Origin of the sequence: Kitasatospora sp. SC0581, assembly GCF_048159585.1 — a bacterium.
Lineage (GTDB): Bacteria > Actinomycetota > Actinomycetes > Streptomycetales > Streptomycetaceae > Kitasatospora.
The window spans coordinates 1-19,149 of the sequence record NZ_JBLRWA010000044.1 but is presented as its reverse complement, the minus strand read 5'-3'; the positions used below and the strand labels follow the sequence as shown (position 1 = coordinate 19,149).

Sequence of the window (19,149 nt, the reverse complement as noted above, 5' to 3'; positions counted from 1 at the left end):
ATGCGGCAGCAGACGGTGAGTACGGTACGGGTACGGTCCGCGACACAGCCAGCCGGGCCGCGAGAACGGATCAGAGAGGGCCACCGGGGGATGCCAAGCCAGACCGCTCCAGGACGCCGCCGCAGTGCGGGCGGCGGGAGGGCGCGCCGGGCCGGCCGGGCGCAGCACAGCACGCCGACGGCCGAGACCGGGACGGGGACAGGACCGGGGACGGGGCCCGACCGGCCGCAGTCGACCGGCACCGGGGGCGGCGCCGCCGTCCAGGTCCGGATCAACCCCCGACCGGGGCTGCTCGGCGGGCGGTTGAAGCTCCAGCAGCTCGTCCTGGTCGAGGTCGCGGCGGCCCTGGTCGCCGTCGGCTGGACGATCAGCCGGACGGTCGCGGCCGGCTTCGGCGCCGTCGCGCTGGTGCTGCTCGTACTCGCCCTCCTCCCGGTGCGCGGCCGCACCGTCCCGGACCTGCTGCGGGTCCGCGCCGCCCTCAAGTCCCGCCGCAGGCAGGCCCGGACGCTGCTGCCGCCGGCCGGCACCGACCCGGCGCTGGCGCCCGCGCTGGAGCTCGAACCGGGGCTGCGCACCTGCACCCACGCCACCGAGGCCGAGTTCGGCGGCCGCCCGGTCCGCCGGGAGACCGGCATGGTCGGCGACGGGACCTTCCTCACCTCGGTCCTGCTCGTCCAGGCCAAGGACCAGCCGCTGCGCCCGGTGCGCACCGCGCTGCCGCTGCCGCTGGACGTGGTCTGCTCGGCGCTCACGGTGGACGACATCACCCTGGAGTCGGTGCAGCTGGTCCAGCACACCCAGCCCGCCCCCGCCCAGCACCTGCCCGAGCAGTCGCTGGCCGCCCGCGCCTACCGCGAGCTGCCGGACGGCACCTCCACCCCCGGACTGCGGCTGACCTGGGTCGCGCTCAAGCTCGACCCGGAGCGCGCGGCGACCGCCGTCCGGGCCCGCGGCGGCGGCGAGGAGGGCGCCCGCAAGGCGCTGCAGCGGGTCACCGACCAGCTGGCCGGCCGGCTCAACAGCGCGGGCTTCAACGCGACCGTGCTGGACGAGCGCGAGCTGATCGCCGCGCTGGCCATCGCCACCTGCGCCAACCCGATCGCGGTGGCCGGCCGCCAGGGCACCGGCAGCGGCGGCGGCACCACCCGCCGCACCCAGGAGGGCAACCGGTTCTGGCGGATCGACGACCGCTGGCACACCACGTACTGGATCTCCCGCTGGCCGCAGCTCAGCCGCCCCGGCGGCGCCCCCGGCCGGATCGCCGCGCCGGACCTGGTCAACCTGATCACCGGCTCGCCGGCCCTCGCCAGCACCTTCAGCCTGACCGCCGGGCACGGCACCGGCGGCTCGGTGACGGTCAGCGGGCACCTGCGGGTGACCGGGCGCAACGAGAGCGAGGTCGGCCAGGTCGGCCGCCAGGTGGAGACCCGGGCCCAGAGCGCCGGGCTCGGCCTCGTCCGGCTCGACCTGGAGCAGGCCCCCGGCATGCTCGCCACCCTGCCGCTCGGAGGGGCTTCCTGATGGCGTACCAGACCTACCCCACCGTCGGCCCGCAGCCCGGGGCCGAGCAGCGCCGGACCAGGCCGCGGATCCTGCCCGGCTTCGGACTGCGCGGCCCGCGCCGGGAGAAGCACGTCCTGGAGGCGGCCGACCTCGCGGCGCTGGCCTTCCCGGTCGGCGACGACGGCGTGGTCATCGGCGTCGACCCGCAGGGACTGCCCGCCGTGCTCGGCCTGTTCCGCCCCACCTCGTACGACCTGGTGCTCGTCGGCGGCATGTGGACCGCGCAGGTCATCGCGCTGCGGGCGGCCGCGATCGGCGCCCGGGTCGCGGTGGAGACCGCCCGCGGACAGCTGTGGGGCCCGCTGGCCCAGGCCGCCGGCGGCGGCCAGCCCTGCGTGACGGTCCACCAGGTCGGCCGGCTCGGCCCGCAGGGCGCCTCGGTGGCCTCGCCGGTCCTGGTGGTGCGCGACCTCGGCGCCCGCCCGCCGCGCAGCCGGCTCTCCGCCGCGCCCTGGCAGACCACCCTGACCCTGCTGCCCTACCTGGGCCCGAACGCCTCCCGGGTGCTGAACGCGGCCGACCTGGTCGGCGTGCAGCGGATCTCGCCGCAGGAGGCGGAACTGACCGGCCGGGTGCTCTCGCTGCCCCCGGAGGACGTGGCCGCCCTGCCCACCCTCGGCGACGACCTCACCCTGTGGGCGACCCGGATGCGGCGCCAGTACGTACGGGCCGTGGCCGGGCAGGCCGAACAACAGGTGCTCGGCGGGCCGCGCCGGATGGACTGAGCAGCGGCTCGCCGCACCGGGCGGGCCGTCGGGGAACCGAAGCCGCCTTCAACGGGGGTTGCCGTACGGCCTAGTCTTTGATGCGGCAACGGCACCGCTGAACAAGCGGCGGCGAACACGAGGGAGCCAGAAAAGTGAGCAGCGATCGGGACGGCGTCTACGTCGGCGACAACGCGGCGGAGGACGACGACGACTGGTCGGACGCGCCTGACTACACTCCCCCGTCCTGGTACGTGCAGACGGAGCCCGCTTCGGCTCCGGCCGCTGGGGCTCCGGCCGCTTCGGCTCCGGCTGCCGGGGCTCCGGCCTCGGCCGACGCCCCGGTGCCCGCCGCCGCTGCTCCGGCGCAAGCCCAGCAGGCCCCGGCGCAGCAGGCCGCTCCGGAGCAGCGGCAGGCCCAGGCTCCGGTGCCCGGCCAGGCCGCCGCCCCGGTGGCGGAGGCCGCGCCGGCCGCCGTCCCGGCCCCGACGCCCGCTGCCACGCCCACGCCCACGCCCGCCGCGCCGGTCCCGCCGGTGCAGGCCGAGGCGCAGCACGTCCCGTTCCCGGCGGCCGCCCCGGCTCCGCCGGTCGCCGAGCAGCCGCAGGCCGGTGCCCCGGCCTGGCCGACGCCGGAGGCCGCGGCGCAGCAGCCCGCGCCGCAGCCGTACCCGGCGCCCGCCCCTGCCCCCGCGCCCGTCGCGCCCGCGCAGCCGCAGAACTTCGCGCAGCCGCCCGTCCAGCAGGTCCCGCCGCAGCACCCCCAGGACCCGTCGGCTTCCTGGGACCCGCAGGCCGCGTGGGCGGCCCAGCAGGCCCAGCAGGCCCAGCAGGCCCAACAGCCGCAGCAGCCGCAGCACGCCGCCGCCCCGCAGCCCCCCGGCCCGGTGGACCCGCGCCAGGGCGGCTGGCCGCAGCCCGCCGCGTACCAGCAGCCGGTCCCGCCGCAGCCCGGCCCGCAGGCCCAGCCCGGCCCGCCGCTGCCGGGGCAGCCGCTGCCCGGCCAGCCGTGGCAGCAGCAGCCGCAGGCCCCGCAGCCCAGCGCGTTCCAGCAGGCCGCCGCCCCGCAGCAGACCGCGCACGGCGCGCCGCTGGGCTACACCGCCGCCGTCGAGCTGTCCTCGGACCGGCTGCTGCGCAGCCAGCCCAAGCAGCAGCGCCAGCAGCCGCGCTTCCAGTTCGGCGGCAAGGCCGCGGCGGCCGAGAAGGCCCGCAAGCTGGAGATCATCCGCACCCCGGTGCTGAGCTGCTACCGGATCGCCGTGATCAGCCTCAAGGGCGGCGTCGGCAAGACCACGACCACCACCGCGCTCGGCGCGACCCTGGCCAGCGAGCGCCAGGACAAGGTGATCGCGATCGACGCCAACCCGGACGCCGGCACCCTGGGCCGCCGGGTGAAGCGCCAGACCGGCGCGACCATCCGCGACCTGGTGACGGCCATCCCGCACCTGCGCAGCTACATGGACATCCGTCAGTTCACCTCGCAGGACCTGAACTCGGGCCTGGAGATCCTGGCGAACGACGTCGACCCGGCGGTCTCGACCACCTTCAACGACTCGGACTACCGCCAGGTGATCGACGTGCTGGGCCGCCAGTACCCGATCATCCTGACCGACTCCGGCACCGGCCTGCTGTACAGCGCGATGCGCGGGGTGCTGGACCTGGCCGACCAGCTGATCATCGTCTCCACCCCCAGCGTGGACGGCGCCTCCAGCGCCTCGACCACCCTGGACTGGCTCTCCGCGCACGGCTACGCGGACCTGGTCCAGCGCAGCATCACGGTGGTCTCCGGGGTGCGCGAGACCAGCAAGATGATCAAGGTCGAGGACATCGTCGCGCACTTCCAGACCCGCTGCCGCGGCGTGATCGTGGTGCCGTTCGACGAGAGCCTGGCGGCCGGCGCCGAGGTCAACCTCGACATGATGCGGCCCAAGGTCCGGGAGGCCTACTTCGAGCTGGCCACCCTGGTCGGCGAGGACATCATCCGGGCCCACCAGGCCGCCGCCGCCCAGCAGGCCGGCTGGCAGCAGCAGGCCCAGGCCGGCTACCCGCAGTCGGGCGGCCCCCAGCCGTACGCCGACCCGCAGCAGCAGCCCCAGCCGTACCCGCAGCAGGCCGGCCAGCCCGCCCCCGGGGCGCCGTGGGCCCCGCAGCCCGGCCAGGCCCCGCCGCCGCCGCCGCCCGGGTACGGCTACCCGCAGCAGCCCGCCCCCGGGGCGCCCTGGCCGCAGCAGCCGGGGCCGGGCTACGGCTACCCGCCGCCCCCGCCCCAGCAGTGACAGCGACGGAAGGGGCCCACCGACACCAGGTCGGTGGGCCCCTTCCGTCGTTCTGCGACGCCTCGGACGCCGTCGCTCGGATGCCGTCGCTCAGATGCCGTCGGTCAGCTCGCGGGCCCGCTTGACGTCGTCGGCCATCCGGTCCAGCAGCGCGTCGATGGAGTCGAACTTCTCCATCCCGCGCAGGTAGGCCAGGAAGTCCACGGCCACGTGCAGCCCGTACAGGTCCAGGCCGACCCGGTCGATGGCGTAGGCCTCGACGGTGCGGGTGGTGCCGTCGAAGGTCGGGTTGGTGCCGACCGAGATCGCCGCCGGCATCCGCTCGCCGTCGGCGGTCAGCCAGCCCGCGTACACGCCGTCCGCCGGGACCGCGCTGTGCGGCACGGTGTCGACGTTGGCGGTCGGGTAGCCCAGGTCGCGGCCGCGCTGCGCGCCGCGCACCACCACGCCCTCCACCCGGTGCGGACGGCCCAGCACCTCGTTGGCGCCGGCCATGTCCCCGGTCTCCACCAGCCGGCGGGTCAGGCTGGAGGAGAACGGCTCGCCGTCCCCGGCCGTGCCGCACACCTGGAGGTCGACCACCTCGACCTCGAAGTCGTCCGCCCGGCCCAGTTCGCCGAGCAGCTCGACGTTCCCGGCCGCCCGGTGCCCGAAGCGGAAGTTGGGGCCCTCGATGACGACCCGCGCGTGCAGCGCGTCCACCAGTACCTGCCGGACGAAGGTCTCCGGCGACTCCTGGGAGAACTCGGTGGTGAACGGCAGCACCAGCACCGCGTCCACGCCCAGCTCCGCGATCAGCTCGGCACGGCGCGGGTGCGGCGCGAGCAGCGGCGGGTGGCTGCCCGGGCGGATGACCTCGCGCGGGTGCGGGTCGAAGGTCACCACGACCGCCGGGACGCCCAGTTCGCGGGCCCGCTCGACCGCCCGCCCGATGATCAGCTGATGTCCTCGGTGCACCCCGTCGAACGAGCCGATGGTGACGACGCTGCGTCCCCAGTCCCCGGGGATCTCCTCCAGGCCACGCCAGCGCTGCACCTGACCGCTCCTTGTTCCGTACGGCGCGTACCCTCTGTACGCTCAAACGCTCAAATCCCGAACCCCTATAGCGTGCCATGCGCCTGCCCCGGCTCAGGCACCGGAATACGGGTTGAGCCCGCCGAGGGCCCCGCGGCCCGCCCGGAGACGGCCCGCTCGGCCTCCGCGGCGGCGTACTGCGGGTCCCGTCCGGCCGCCGCCAGGGCCCGCATCCGGGCCAGCCGGGGGCCGTCCGGGGCGGTCGGCGCGGCCCCGGACGGCCACCGGGCGAGCAGCCGGGCGAAGGCCGCCGACCGCCCGGCGCAGCGCACCAGCAGCTCGTCCGCGCCCGGCAGCCCGGTGCCGGCCCGGGCCAGCACCGCCCGGGCCCGGGCCGGGTTCTCGGCCGCGCAGTGCTCGGCGAGCCGCTCCACGGCGACGGTCAGCACCGCCGGGTCGGTCTCGGCGGCGAGCAGGGTGTCCAGCAGCTCGCAGCGCAGCGCGTCCGCCGCCGGGTCGGCCACCGGGACGGACAGCACCTCGGCGAACGGCCGCCGGACGGCCGCGCTGCGGGCCGCCAGCGCGGCGCCGATCAGCACCCGCAGCTCCAGCCGGTCGGCCGGGCCCGCGGCGGCGCACGCCAGCCGGCGGCCGAGGTAGTCGACGGCGACCGGGCCGGCCAGCCCCGGGTTCCCGCGCAGCAGCCCGGCGGCCAGCTCGGCGCCCCGCCGCACGGCCGCCGGGGCGGTGGCGTCGGCGAGCACCCGCAGCGTCTCGGCGGGGGCCGCGCCGGAGGCGGCCGAGCACTCGGCGAAGGCCGCCAGGACGGGTTCCGGGTCGCTCTCCAGGGCCGGGGCGAGCGCCCGCGGGGTGAGGAAGGCGTCGCCGCCGGCCCGCAGCAGGGCGAGCGCGGCCGGCAGGTGCTCGGCCCGGGTCGCCGGATCGCCGACCAGCAGCGCCAGCGCGGCCCCGTGCAGACCGGGCTCGTCCTCGCGGGCGAGCAGGGTCAGCGCGGTGTACCGCAGCAGCTCGACTCCGGCCCCGGAGGCGTACGGGGCGGTCCGCAGCGCGTGCACGGCCGCCGCGACGTGCCGTTCGGGCCGCCGGTCGTGGCTCCAGCGGTCCACCGCGCGGCAGAGCGCGGACGGCTCCTCGGCGGCGAGCACGGTGAGCAGCGCGTCCGCCCGCGGGTGCGCGGCGGCGGCCAGCGCGTCGGCCAACTCGTCCAGGGCGAGCCGCCGGTGGGCGTACAGCAGGTCGTGGGCGAGGTCGGCGACGGTGCGCCCCGGGCGGCCCGGCAGGCCGCGCGGGTCCTCGAACCAGGCGCAGAGCAGCGGGAACACCCCGACCGGGTCGGCGCGCAGCCGCTGGGCCACCACGGCGAGGAAACGCTGCCCGGGGCCGTCGGCGGCCACCAGGCTGCGCAGCAGGGCGAGTTCGGCCTCGACGGGCAGGCCGAGGCCGGTCCAGAAGGCCGGCCCGAAACGGCCGAGCCCGGCCGCCGGGAGCGCCACCGCGCCCGTCCCGCCCGCCCGTTCGGCGATCCGGGCCGCCATCTGGTCGAGCAGCGCCCGGTGTTCGGCCGGGTCCGGGCCGACGGCCAGGCCCTCGGCGAGCAACCGGGCCGCCCACCAGGCGGGTTCGCTGCCCGGCGGGCGCAGGTCCAGGGCGCGCCAGATCCGGTGCAGCCACGGGTCCAGGGCGCCGGCGCCCCAGGTCTCGGCCACCCGGCGCAGTGCGGCGGCGACCGGGCCGATCCGGTGCCGGGGGACGGCGTCCGCCCCGGCGGCCGTCTCCGCCGTCTCCGCCGCCGGGTGGCCGCCGGGCTCCGCCGGCTCGTCGGCGGGCCACGGCGGGGTGTCCTCGGCCTCGCCGAGCAGCAGCCGCAGCGCCGCGTCCAGGTCCAGGTGCCGGCCCTGCAGCCAGTCCGCGAACTCCCCGTGCGCGAAGCGGAACCCGGGCCCGGCCGGGACGAACAGGCCCTCGGCGAGCACCGCCGTGGCCCAGCCGCCCTCGACCGGGAACAGCTCCTCGAAGACGGCCCGGTCCAGCCCGCCGCCCGACCGGCCGCCGAGCATCCGCCGGGCCGCCTCGTGCACCCGCCCGGCCACCGCCGCCGCGAGCCGGCGCACCCGCCGGTGCCGCGGCCCGGCCGGCCGCACCGCGCCCCGGCGGTGGGCGCCCGGGCGGCGCGGCCGGCCGTCCTCGGCCAGCCGCTGGGCCACCCGCAGGCAGCGCAGGTCCAGGAAGGCGTCGAACAGCTCGCCGCGGCGCACCGGCCCGTCGCGCAGCCCCTGGGCCCACAGCTCCCCGGCCAGCCGGACGGCCAGCGGGTGCCCGCCGTCCCCGGCGGCGGCCGGGTGGCCCGGCGGCAGCCCGTACCGGCGGCGCACCCGCTCGGCCGCCTCGGGGGGCAGCGGGCCGAGCCGCTGCCCGGCCAGGCTCGGCCCGTCCGGGCCGCGGCCGTCCATCCGTACGGTGGGGGCGCTGCCCAGGTCGCCGTCCGGCTGCGGTTCGGCGGTACGGCGGGGGCCGGGCGTGCCGCTCCCCCAGGTCTCGGCCGCGAGCCGTTCCCAGAGCTCCTCGCCGCAGGCGGTGACCAGCCGGGCGCCGCAGCCGGTCAGCCACTGGCCGGCGCCGCGCAGCCAGCGCGCGTCCACCGCCAGCGGGGCCTCCTCGGGGCCGTCCAGGACCACCAGCAGCGGCCGGCCCGCCGCCGCGCACAGCGCCGCCACCGGCTCCGGCGCGGGCGCCGGGGTGCCGAGTCCGGCCGCGGCGGCGGCCAGCGCCCGCTCCAGCGGCTCGGCGAGCGAGCGGTCCCCGGCCCGCAGGTCGGCGCCGCGCAGCCAGAGGGTGGGCAGCGGGTGGGCGCCGCCGTGCCGGCGGGCGGCCAGCGCGGCCAGTTCGGTGGTGCGTCCGCTGCCGGGGGCGCCGACCAGCGCGGTGACGGTCGCGGCCGGCTCGTCCCCGGCGAGGCCGTCCGGCCGGTCCACCCGGTCGGCGGCCAGGTCGGCCACCCGGGCCGGCCCGGCACCGGCGGCCGTCACCTGGACGGCGGTCAGCCGCAGCACCCCGGCCAGGTTGAGCGCCGGGCCGTAGCCGGGCACCGCCGCCGCGTTGCTCGCCAGCAGCCCGGCCAGCACCCCGGCGGCCGCCGTCCCGTCCGCGGGGCCCGCTCCCACCGCCACGGCCGGCAGCGCCCCGCCGTGCCGGGGGTCGCGCAGGGCGGGCGCGGCCAGCGCGACCACCGCCCCGCTGCGGGCGTCCAGCACCGGCGAGCCGGCCGGCACCGCGACCCCGCCGACCACCGGCACGTCCAGCAGCAGCACCCCGCCCAGCCGGTGCCCGCCGTACGCCGCGCCGGTGACCCCGAGCAGCCCGCAGCGCAGCGCGACCACCCGGCCGTCCTCCCCCGCCAGCGCGGGCAGCAGCACCTCGTGCCCGGCCGCGACGGCGGCCAGCGGCAGCGGCGGCACCGGCAGCCCGCCGACCGCCTCGGTGCGCAGCAGGGCGAGCCCGTGCCCGGGCAGCGGCAGCACGGCGTCCGGGCCGAGCACCCTGGTCTGCCCGCCGGGGGTGTGCAGGACGACCCGGTCCAGTCCGGCCACGCTCTCGTGTGCCGTCAGCACGCCCCCCTGCGGGTCGGCGACGAACCCTAAGCCGTGCAGCCGCCCGTTGAGGTCGCGGATCCGCAGCAGGTACCGCCCCGGATCGCCCTCCAGAAACCCCGGCATCCCATTGCCCCCTCGACCGTCGCTCGCCCGCCGCCCGGAGCCTGCCCGCGCGGGAGGCGGTCCGACCGCGCCCGCGCCGCTCACCACGGGCGTTCACTCCGCGCGCTCCCTCGTGCGGGTGAAAGGGGGTCCGGAAACGGGAAAGCCCCCGTCGGGACGATTCCCGACGGGGGCTCCGAACAGCGGGGGCGTCAGCCGACGAAGACCGCGACCGGCTTCGCCTGCCCGCCCTTCTCCTCGACCAGCGCGAGGAAGCGCCCGTCCGGCCCGAACACCGCGATCGGCCCGTCCACGCCCATCCCGGGCGCCTTCAGCCGGGCGCCGTGCGACAGCTTCTCCGCCGAGGCCTCGTCCAGGTCCCAGCGCGGGAAGGCGGCCGCCGCGGCCTCGCCGATCGGCAGCACCTCGAGACCCTTGGCGGACTCGCCGGTGACGTCGGCCTCCAGCTGCTCCAGGGTGCGCGCCGACTCCACCCCGTACGGCCCGACCCTGGTGCGCCGCAGCGCGGTCAGGTGCCCGCCGACGCCCAGCCCGGCGCCCAGGTCCCGGGCCAGCGCCCGGATGTAGGTGCCGGAGGAGCACTCGACGGTGACGTCCAGGTCGATCACCGGCGTGCCGTCCTCGGCGACCGCCGCGCGCTGCCCGTGCACGGTGAAGGAGTGGATCGTGGTCGGCCGGGCCGCGAGCTCGAACTCCTCGCCCTCGCGCACCCGCGCGTACGAGCGCTTGCCGTCGATCTTGATCGCGCTGACCTTGGACGGCACCTGCATGATCTCGCCGGTGAGCGCCGCGATCCCGGCGTCGATCGCCTCCCGGGTGACGGCGTCGGCCGGGGCCGAGGCGGTGACCTCGCCCTCGCGGTCGTCGGTGACGGTGGTCTGGCCGAGCCGGATGGTCGCCTCGTAGGTCTTGGCGGTGAGCATCAGGTGGCCGAGCAGCCGGGTGGCCCGCTCGACGCCGATCACCAGGACGCCGGTGGCCATCGGGTCCAGGGTGCCGGCGTGCCCGACCTTCCGGGTCCCGGCCAGCCACCGCAGCTTGGCGACGACCCCGTGCGACGTGATGCCCTCAGGCTTGTCGACGATCACCAGGCCGTCCGGGCCGGTGCCTTTGCGCTTCATCGGGTTCTTTCTCTCAACAACAACAGCAGAGATGATCAACGTACCGGTCGCAGGGCGCCCCGGAACCGCTCGACCACCGCGGCCACGTCCTGCCGGACGCTGAATCCGGCCGCGAAGACGTGCCCCCCGCCGCCCAGTTCGGCACAGGCCGCGGCGACGTCCACCGCGCCCTTGGAACGCGAGGAGCCGCGCAGCGTGCCGTCCGGGTCCTGCTTGAGCACCAGCGCCACCTCGGCCTCGGCCGGGCGGCGCAGGATGTCGATCAGCCCCTCGATCTCCTCGACCGTGACGCTGAACAGCGCGAGGTCCTGGTACGGCACCCAGGTCCACACCAGGCCCAGCCCGTCCGCCGCCTCCGGCTCGTAGACGGCCCGGTCGAGCGCGCCCGCGAGCACCTTGAGGTAGCCGAAGGAGGAGGTGTCCCACAGCTGCCGGGCGATCAGGTCGTGCCGGATGCCGGTGGCCAGCAGCCGGGCGGCCAGCTCATGGGTGGCGGGCGTGGTGGCCCGGTACTTGAACGAACCGGTGTCGGTGGCGACACCGGTGTAGAGGCAGGTGGCCAGCTCCTGGTCCAGCTCCACGCCGAGCCGGCGCAGCAGTTCGTCGACCAGCACGGCGGTGGCCGGCGCGGTCGGGTCGATCAGCTGGTGGGTGCCGAAGCCCGGGTTGGAGGCGTGGTGGTCGAGCACCACCAGGACGGGCGCGGCGAAGGCCTTGGCGTGCAGCAGGCCGAGCCTGCTCTCCGCGGCCACGTCGAAGCAGAGCACCAGTTCCGGCACGTCCGGCACCTCGACGGCCGGCACGATCAGCTCCTGGCCGGGCAGGAAGGCCAGCGACTCGGGCACGACCTGCGGGTCGTCGCCGAAGGAGACCCGCACCTGCTTGCCGAGCGCGCGCAGCGCCAGCGCCGCCGCCAGCGAGGAGCCCAGCGCGTCGCCGTCCGGGCAGATGTGGCAGATCAGGTCGATCGAACGGGCCCGCCCGATCTCCGCCACCACCTGCTGCCAGAGCAGCTCGAACCCGCTCTCCTCGGCGCGCGGGCCCGGAAGCGCCACGAGGGCACCCTCCACCGTGCTGGTGGAGGACGCCCCCGTGGTCGATCCGGCTCGCGAGGCGGCCTGCGCCGGCTCACCCGCCATGACTACTCGTCCTCGTCGTCACGCTCGGCCGCCGGAACCCGGTACGGGTCCGCCTCGCCGGCGTAGCTCGCCCCCGCGGCCCGGGTGCGCACGGCGGCGTCCGAGTTGCGGGCCCGGTCGAGCAGGTCGTCGATGTTCCGGGCGTTGTCCGGCAGCGCGTCCGCGACGAAGGTCAGCGTCGGGGTGAAGCGCACCCCGATCTTGCCGACCTCGGAGCGGATCACGCCCTTGGCGCTCTCCAGCGCGGCCGCGGTGGCCTCGCGCTCGGTCTCGTCACCGAAGACGGTGTAGAAGACGGTGGCCTCGCGCAGGTCCCCGGTCACCCGGGTGTCGGTGATGGTCACGAACCCCAGTCGGGGGTCCTTGATCCGCCGCTCCAGGGTCTGGGCGACGACCACCTGGATGCGGTCGGCGAGCTTGCGCGCCCTAGCGGTGTCGGTCACGTTGCCTCCTCGTGCAATGGGCCCGGTACCCGGGAGAACTGCGCACCCGTCGGGGCCCACGCCCCAAAGTACCGGCCCGCGCCCGGCCTTGCGGGCGCTCTCGGTCCTGATCCGTGTGAGAACGGCGACTTCCGTCGGCCGGCTCCACGGTCCTCATTCGTCGTCGTCGTTGTGGTACCGCCGCCTCGCGGAGAGGAGCTGTACCTCGGGGCGGCCGGCGACCAACCGCTCACAGCTGTCCAGGACCTCGGTGACGTACCCGGCTTCGCCGGAGACCACCGCGAGGCCGATCTCGACCCGGCGGTGCAGGTCCTGGTTCCCGGTCTCGGCAGCGCACACGCTGTACTTGCGCTGCAGTTCGGCCACGATGGGCCGCACGATCGAACGCTTCTCCTTGAGCGAGTGGACGTCGCCCAGCAGCAGGTCGAAGGTGAGTGTTCCCACGAACATGTATGACAGGTCTCGCCGACCTGGAAGGCCTCGGGGAGCAGCCCGGAAACGGGCTGGCGCCACTGTGTGACTACCCCGGACCCTACACAGCGAGACCGGGGCCGGTCGACGGAAATACCACCCGTCGACCGGCCCCGGCTGACACCGACTAGGCGCGCGGCTTCTCGCGCATCTCGTAGGTCTCGATGATGTCCTCGACCTTGATGTCGTTGAACGACCCCAGGGTGACACCGGCCTCGAAGCCCTCGCGGACCTCGGTCGCGTCGTCCTTGAAGCGGCGCAGACCCTCGATGGTGAGGCTCTCCGCCACGACCTTGCCATCGCGGATGAGGCGGGCCTTGGCGTTGCGGCGGATGATGCCGTCGCGGACCAGGACACCGGCGATGTTGCCGAACTTGGAGGAGCGGAAGACCTCGCGGATCTCCGCGGCGCCGAGGCGCACCTCCTCGTACTCCGGCTTGAGCATGCCCTTGAGGGCGTTCTCGATCTCCTCGATCGCCTGGTAGATGACCGAGTAGTACCGGACGTCCACGCCTTCCTTGTCGGCCGCGGCGCGCGCACGGCCTTCGGCGCGCACGTTGAAGCCGATGATGATGGCGTCCGAGCCCATCGCCAGGTCCACGTCGGACTCGGTGATGGCACCCACACCGCGGTGCAGGACCCGGAGCTCGACCTCCTCGCCCACGTCCAGCTTGACGAGGGCGTCCTCGAGGGCCTCGACCGAACCGGAGACGTCACCCTTGATGATGAGGTTGAGCTGCTCGATGGAGCCGGCGGCGATGGCCTTGTCCAGGTCCTCCAGGGACACCCGGACCCGACGCTGCGCGAAGGCGGCGTTGCGGTCGCGGGCCGAGCGCTTCTCGGCGATCTGACGGGCGGTGCGGTCCTCGTCGACGACGATGAAGCTGTCGCCGGCGCGGGGCACCGAGGTCAGACCGAGCAGCAGCACCGGACGGGACGGGCCCGCCTCGGCGAGGTTGTTGCCGTTCTCGTCCAGCATGGCGCGGACGCGGCCGTAGGCGTCGCCCACGACGATCGAGTCACCGACGCGGAGGGTACCGCGCTGGACCAGGACGGTCGCCATGGCGCCGCGGCCCTTGTCCAGGTGGGCTTCGATCGCAATACCCTGCGCGTCCTGCTCGGGGTTGGCCCGCAGGTCCAGCGAGGCGTCCGCGGTCAGGACCACGGCCTCCAGCAGCTGGTCGATGTTCAGGCCCTGGCGCGCGGAGATGTCGACGAACATGGTGTCGCCGCCGTACTCCTCGGCCACCAGGCCGAACTCGGTCAGCTGACCGCGGACCTTGGTCGGGTCGGCGCCCTCGACGTCGATCTTGTTGACGGCGACCACGATCGGCACACCCGCGGCCTTGGCGTGGTTCAGCGCCTCGACCGTCTGCGGCATGACACCGTCGTTGGCCGCGACCACCAGGATCGCGATGTCGGTGGACTTGGCACCACGGGCACGCATGGCGGAGAACGCCTCGTGACCCGGGGTGTCGAGGAAGGTGATCGGGCGCTCTTCGCCGTTCACCATCGTCGCCACCTGGTAGGCACCGATGTGCTGGGTGATGCCACCGGCCTCGCCGGCCACCACGTTGGACTTGCGGATCGCGTCCAGCAGGCGGGTCTTACCGTGGTCGACGTGACCCATGACGGTGACGACCGGCGGACGCGGGGCCAGCTGGTCCTCGTCGCCCTCGTTGGCACCGAAGTCGATGTCGAACGACTCCAGCAGCTCGCGGTCCTCGTCGTCCCGGCTGACGATCTCCAGCTGGAAGCCCATCTCGCCGGCCAGCAGCTCGAGGGTCGCGTCGGAGACCGACTGGGTCGCGGTGACCATCTCACCGAGGTTGAACATGACGGAGACGAGCGCGGCCGGGTTGGCGTTGATCTTCTCCGCGAAGTCCATCAGCGAGGCGCCGCTCGACAGGCGAACGGTCTGGCCGTTGCCGCGAGGCAGCATCACACCGCCGACGGACGGGGCCTGCATGGCCTCGTACTCCTGGCGCTTCGCCCGCTTCGACTTGCGACCGCGAGCCGGGCGACCGCCCGGGCCACGACCGAAGGCACCCTGCGTGCCACCACGGGCACCCGGGCCACCGGGACGACCGCCGAAGCCGCCGGGACGGGGGCCGAAGCCGCCGCCACCACCGGGGGCGCCGCCACCCGGACGCGGACCGCCGAAGCCGCCGCCACCGGCCGGACGCGAGCCCGGACCGGCCGGACGACCCTGGAAGCCGGGACGGGCACCGCCGGCGCCGCCCGGACCACCCGGACGACCGCCGGGGCCACCGGGACCACGGCCACCGGGGCCCGGACGCGGGCCGGCCGGACGCTGCGGCATCATGCCCGGGTTCGGGCGCGGCATGCCGGACGGGGACGGCGCGCCGGGGCGCGGACCGGCCGGACGCGGCATGCCGTCGGGACGCGGAGCGCCACCGGGACGGGGGGCACCGGCACCCGGGGCACCGGCGGGACGCGGACGGTCGCCACCGGGACGCGGCGCACCGGCACCCGGGGCACCGGCGGGACGCGGACGGTCGCCGCCCGGACGCGGACGGTCGCCACCCTGGGCACCACCCGGACGCGGAGCACCGCCCTGACCACCCTGACGGCGGTCGCCGGGGCGGCCCATGCCGGTGGCGCTACCCGAGGTGAACGGGTTGTTGCCCGGACGCGGACCGGCCGGACGCGGGCCCGGACGGGCACCGCCGGAGGCCTGGCCACCACTCGGGCGCGGGGCCTGGGCGGCGGGACGCGGGGCCTCGGCCGGAGCCGGCGAGGAGAACTCGGCCGCGGGCGCGGCCGGAGCCGCCGGAGCGGCGGGACGCGCGGCCGGGCGCGGGCCCGGAGTCGGCGCGCCCGGCTTCGGGGCACCCGCTCCGGCCGCGGGGGCCGCAGGGGCGGCGGCCGGCGCGGAAGGCGCGGCGGCAGCCGGGGTCGGACGGGGACCAGGGGTCGCGCTGGGGCGCGGACCCGGGGTCGGAGCGCCCGGCTTCGGGGCACCCGAGCCGGCTGCGGGGGAGGGCGCCGCGGGCTTCCGCGGGCCCGGCTTGGCAGCGGAACCACCACCGGTGGGGGCCACACCAAGCGCGTCAGTCAACTTGCGTACGACCGGCGCCTCGATCGTCGAGGACGCCGAACGGACGAACTCGCCGAGCTCGGTGAGCTTGGCCATGACGGCCTTGCTCTCCAAGCCAAGCTCCTTGGCGAGTTCATAAACCCGGACCTTAGCCACTTCACTCCTGTCTATGAGTCCGGGGGTCTCGTCCGCCGGACTGTCGCTACTTCATGGGCGTACCCATCGCGTACTCATCGCGTACTCATCGAGAGCTCATCGCAATCTCGACCTACTTCCACATCGCGAGGTACCTGACTGGTGGCACGGCGCGCGGCTGCCCGAGCGCTGTGCTTGTTGCGGTGGTTCTCCGCCGCGCGAGCGGCGAGTGTCGCGGGAGGCCGCCCGGCTAGGGGGCTCCGCCCACCAGCTCCCCGATGAACCCGCGGAGCCGCTCGGTGTCGAGCGCGCCCTGGAGCCGGAAGGCCCGGGGGAACGCCCGACGGCGGACCGCGAGGTCGAGGCAGGCCGGATCGGGGTGCAGGTGAGCTCCCCGGCCCGGGAGTGCGCCGCGGGGATCAGGGACGCACTCGCCCTCGACCGCCGTGACACGCAACAGCTGGTGCTTGGCCGCTCGCTTGCGGCAGCCCACGCAGGTGCGTTCCGGGCGTGCTCGGACATGCGTCCGGCCAGACGAAGGCAAGTCTACCCCTCCGAAGCGACATGGCGCCGCCCCGCCGATCCCGGAGGACCGGCAGGGGCGCACACGACAACGATGATTACCGGGCCTGCGATTCCTCGGCGGGGACCTCGGTGTCCGGCCGGATGTCGATCCGCCACCCGGTCAGGCGCGCGGCCAGGCGGGCGTTCTGCCCCTCCTTGCCGATCGCCAGCGACAGCTGGTAGTCCGGCACGATCACCCGGGCGGAACGCTGGGCGGCGTCCACGATCTCCACGCTGGTCACCCGTGCGGGCGACAGGGCGGCGGCCACCATCTCCCGGGGGTCCTCGGACCAGTCGACGATGTCGATCTTCTCGCCGTGCAGCTCGCCCATCACGGCGCGCACCCGGGAGCCCATCGGGCCGATGCAGGCGCCCTTGGCGTTCAGGCCCTGGCGGCGCGACCAGACCGCGATCTTGGTCCGGTGGCCAGCCTCACGGGCGATCGCCGCGATCTCCACGCTGCCGTCCGCGATCTCCGGGACCTCCAGCGCGAACAGCTTCTTCACCAGGCTGGGGTGGGTGCGCGACAGCGTCACCGAGGCCCCGCGCACGCCGCGGCGCACGGCCACCACGTAGCACTTCAGGCGGGTGCCGTGCCGGTAGTCCTCGCCCGGGACCTGCTCCTGCGGCGGCAGGATGGCCTCCAGCTTGCCGATGTCGACCAGCACGTTCTTCGGGTCGTTGCCCTGCTGGACGACACCGGTGACGATGTCGCCCTCCTTGCCCGCGTACTCACCGAAGGTCTGGTCGTCCGCGGCGTCGCGCAGGCGCTGCATCATCACCTGGATGCCGATGCTGGACGCGATCCGGCCGAAGCCGCTCGGGGTGTCGTCGAACTCCTTCGGCTCGACGCCCTCGTCCAGCTCCGCCGGGTCCTCCATCGCCCACACGGTGACGTGGCCGCTCTTGCGGTCCAGGTTCACCCGGGCCCGCCGGCGCGAGCCCTCGGTGCGGTGGTACGCGGTGAGGAGGGCGGACTCGATGGACTCGACCAGCAGGTCGAAGGGGATGTTCTTCTCGTTGACCAGCGTGCGCAGGGCACTCATGTCGATGTCCACGGCTACGCCTCCTCGTCTTTCGTCACGTTCGTCATGGTCGTACGGCACCGGGGGTTCACTCGGCGCCGTCCTCCCCCTCGTCGAAGTCCGCGGCCTCGTCCAGGAGCTCGTCGTCCTTGCGGTTGAACTCGACCTGGACGCGCGCCCGGGCCACCTCCGCGTACGCCAGACGGCGCTCCTTCGGACGGCCGCGTCCCTTCACCGGCTGCACCTCGACCAGTGCGCCGTCCTCGTCGGCCTCCAGCACCCGGGCGACGATCTCCCCGCCGTCCTCCAGGTGGATCTTGGCCAGCCGACCCTCGGCGCGCTGCCAGTGCCGGGGCAGGACCAGCGGACGCTCCGCACCCGGCGAGCCGACCTCCAGCAGGTACGCGTCGTCCCCCATCAGGTCCGACTCGTCCAGGGCCTCACCGACCACCCGGCTGAACTCGGCGATGGCGTCCATGTCCACGCCGCCGTCGGTGTCGACGTCGATCTGCACCTGCCGACGGCTGCCCGCCCGGGTGACCCTGACGTCCTCCAGATCCAGTCCGGCCTGCTCGGCCAGCGGCTCCAGCAACGCTCGCAGCCGGTCGGTGTGGGTGGTGCTCATCCGGGTGGACTCCTCGGCCGCGTCTGCTGTTGTCAGAAGGTCGCCCCGCGCCCCCGGTGTGCCACACCGGGTCACGGCAGCTCGGCCCAAAGCCTATCCGGTCAAGCCCCCAACCACCGATTCCGGACCTCCGCCGACCACGCCCACGCCACCCACTGCGAGCAAGCTCACACTCGGCACGGCATCCCCGAACCGCACCCGGGAACGTGGGGATTCTGTAATCATTCACGCCAACGAGGGCAGGCGGGGAGGCCGTCCTCCCGTACCCGCCCGGAGTGATCCCGATGCAGCCGCCCAGCCGACGGACCTTCCTGGCCCTCGGACTGCTCACCACCCTCACCGCCTGCACCGCCGACCCCCACGGCGCCCACCCGGCCGGCCCCACCCCACCCCGCGACCTCGACACCCCGGCCCGCCTGCGCGCAATCGCCGACACCGACCTCCTGCTCGGCGCCTACGACAGCCTGCTCACCGCCCCGGGCGCCCAGACCGCCCTGCTCCAACCGCTGCGCGACAACACCGCCCGGCACCGCGCCACCCTCGCCCAGGGCCTGCCGAGCGCGAGCCCCTCCCCCACCGGCCCCCCGTCCCGCGCCCTCCCCACCCTCCCCGAGCTGGCCCTCATGGAGCACCGGACCGCCGAGTCGCACCTCCAGGGCCTCGACGAGGTCAGCCCGCCCCTCGCCCGCCTGCTCGCCTCCGTCTCCGCCGGCAACGCCCTGCACGCCGCGGCCCTCGGCGACCAGACCCCCGTCAAAACCCCCGACGGCACCACCACCGCCGGCAGCACCACCGCCGAACGCGCCGCCGACGCCAACGCCGCCGTCCCCGCCCTCCAAGCCGCCCTCAGCGCCGAACACGCCGCCGTCTACGGCTACGGCGTGGTCGGCGCCCACCTCCCCGACGACCCCCAGCGCACCACCGCCCGCACCACCCACGCCGCCCACCAGGCCCAACGCGACGCCTGGCAACGCCTCCTCACCTCCGTCACCGCCGCCCCCACCCCCGCCGCCGCCGGCTACCAGCTCCCCTTCCCCGTCACCTCCCCCACCGACGCCGCCAAACTCGCCGTCCACCTGGAAACCCGCCTGACCACCACCTACGCCGACCTGCTCCTCACCCTCCCCACCCCCTACCGCCCCTTCGCCGCCACCGCCCTCCGCGAAGCCACCCTCCGCGCCCACACCTGGGGCGCCCCCACCCCCACCCTCCCGGGCATCCCCACCTGACACCCCCCTCAGCGGGCGCGCCGGGCGAACGCCCGCGCG

14 protein-coding genes are annotated in these 19,149 nt (G+C 75.6%); 4 read left to right on the top strand and 10 right to left on the bottom strand.

Annotated elements, in window-relative coordinates; translation table 11 throughout:
* Nucleotides 1–90: 90 nt before the first annotated feature.
* From eccE to ACLWS4_RS35530, 3 genes are all read left to right on the top strand, one after another.
* Entirely contained in the window at nt 91–1,524 is a 1,434-nt protein-coding gene (eccE, locus tag ACLWS4_RS35540) for a type VII secretion protein EccE (protein WP_416876303.1), read from the top strand.
* Nucleotides 1,524–2,291, top strand: a complete 768-nt coding sequence (locus ACLWS4_RS35535) for a hypothetical protein (RefSeq protein WP_049657368.1) — start codon at nt 1,524–1,526, stop codon at nt 2,289–2,291. The genes eccE and ACLWS4_RS35535 overlap by 1 nt, the downstream gene beginning before the upstream one ends.
* Nucleotides 2,292–2,425: 134 nt before the next feature.
* A complete protein-coding gene (locus tag ACLWS4_RS35530; RefSeq protein WP_416876302.1) occupies nt 2,426–4,549 on the top strand; it encodes a MinD/ParA family ATP-binding protein in 2,124 nt (707 codons plus the stop codon).
* 90 nt (nt 4,550–4,639) lie between these two features.
* Here the strand turns inward: ACLWS4_RS35530 and ACLWS4_RS35525 are convergent, their stop codons facing one another.
* The 10 genes from ACLWS4_RS35525 to rimP all read right to left on the bottom strand — a co-directional run bounded on the left by ACLWS4_RS35525 (nt 4,640) and on the right by rimP (nt 17,881).
* Nucleotides 4,640–5,584 carry a bifunctional riboflavin kinase/FAD synthetase gene (locus ACLWS4_RS35525; protein ID WP_416876301.1) on the bottom strand — a complete coding sequence of 315 codons (945 nt, stop codon included), beginning with the start codon at nt 5,582–5,584 and terminating at the stop codon, nt 4,640–4,642.
* Between the two features lie 65 nt (nt 5,585–5,649).
* Nucleotides 5,650–9,297 carry a serine protease gene (locus tag ACLWS4_RS35520; RefSeq protein ID WP_416876300.1) on the bottom strand — a complete coding sequence of 1,216 codons (3,648 nt, stop codon included), beginning with the start codon at nt 9,295–9,297 and terminating at the stop codon, nt 5,650–5,652.
* A 191-nt stretch (nt 9,298–9,488) separates the two neighbouring features.
* Nucleotides 9,489–10,418 carry a tRNA pseudouridine(55) synthase TruB gene (gene truB / locus ACLWS4_RS35515; RefSeq protein ID WP_074006405.1) on the bottom strand — a complete coding sequence of 310 codons (930 nt, stop codon included), beginning with the start codon at nt 10,416–10,418 and terminating at the stop codon, nt 9,489–9,491.
* Nucleotides 10,419–10,453: 35 nt separating this feature from the next.
* Entirely contained in the window at nt 10,454–11,557 is a 1,104-nt protein-coding gene (locus ACLWS4_RS35510; RefSeq protein WP_079272940.1) for a DHH family phosphoesterase, read from the bottom strand.
* A 2-nt stretch (nt 11,558–11,559) separates the two neighbouring features.
* Nucleotides 11,560–12,000: a 30S ribosome-binding factor RbfA gene (rbfA, locus tag ACLWS4_RS35505; protein ID WP_049658664.1), complete on the bottom strand. Its 441-nt coding sequence runs from the start codon at nt 11,998–12,000 to the stop codon at nt 11,560–11,562.
* Nucleotides 12,001–12,153: 153 nt separating this feature from the next.
* Nucleotides 12,154–12,450 (bottom strand): DUF503 domain-containing protein, encoded by a 297-nt coding sequence (locus tag ACLWS4_RS35500; protein ID WP_416876299.1) that lies wholly within the window; start codon nt 12,448–12,450, stop codon nt 12,154–12,156.
* Between the two features lie 148 nt (nt 12,451–12,598).
* Nucleotides 12,599–15,688 (bottom strand): translation initiation factor IF-2, encoded by a 3,090-nt coding sequence (gene infB / locus ACLWS4_RS35495; protein WP_380744638.1) that lies wholly within the window; start codon nt 15,686–15,688, stop codon nt 12,599–12,601.
* Nucleotides 15,689–15,917: 229 nt separating this feature from the next.
* Nucleotides 15,918–16,211 carry a YlxR family protein gene (locus tag ACLWS4_RS35490; RefSeq protein ID WP_074006403.1) on the bottom strand — a complete coding sequence of 98 codons (294 nt, stop codon included), beginning with the start codon at nt 16,209–16,211 and terminating at the stop codon, nt 15,918–15,920.
* A 76-nt stretch (nt 16,212–16,287) separates the two neighbouring features.
* Nucleotides 16,288–17,289: a transcription termination factor NusA gene (gene nusA / locus ACLWS4_RS35485; RefSeq protein ID WP_049659751.1), complete on the bottom strand. Its 1,002-nt coding sequence runs from the start codon at nt 17,287–17,289 to the stop codon at nt 16,288–16,290.
* A gap of 55 nt (nt 17,290–17,344) precedes the next feature.
* Nucleotides 17,345–17,881: a ribosome maturation factor RimP gene (rimP, locus tag ACLWS4_RS35480; RefSeq protein ID WP_074006402.1), complete on the bottom strand. Its 537-nt coding sequence runs from the start codon at nt 17,879–17,881 to the stop codon at nt 17,345–17,347.
* Between the two features lie 284 nt (nt 17,882–18,165).
* Here rimP and ACLWS4_RS35475 point away from each other — a divergent pair, with 284 nt between their 5' ends.
* On the top strand, nt 18,166–19,110 hold the full coding sequence (locus tag ACLWS4_RS35475; protein ID WP_416876298.1) for a ferritin-like domain-containing protein: 945 nt from the start codon (nt 18,166–18,168) through the stop codon (nt 19,108–19,110).
* Nucleotides 19,111–19,149 lie beyond the last annotated feature (39 nt).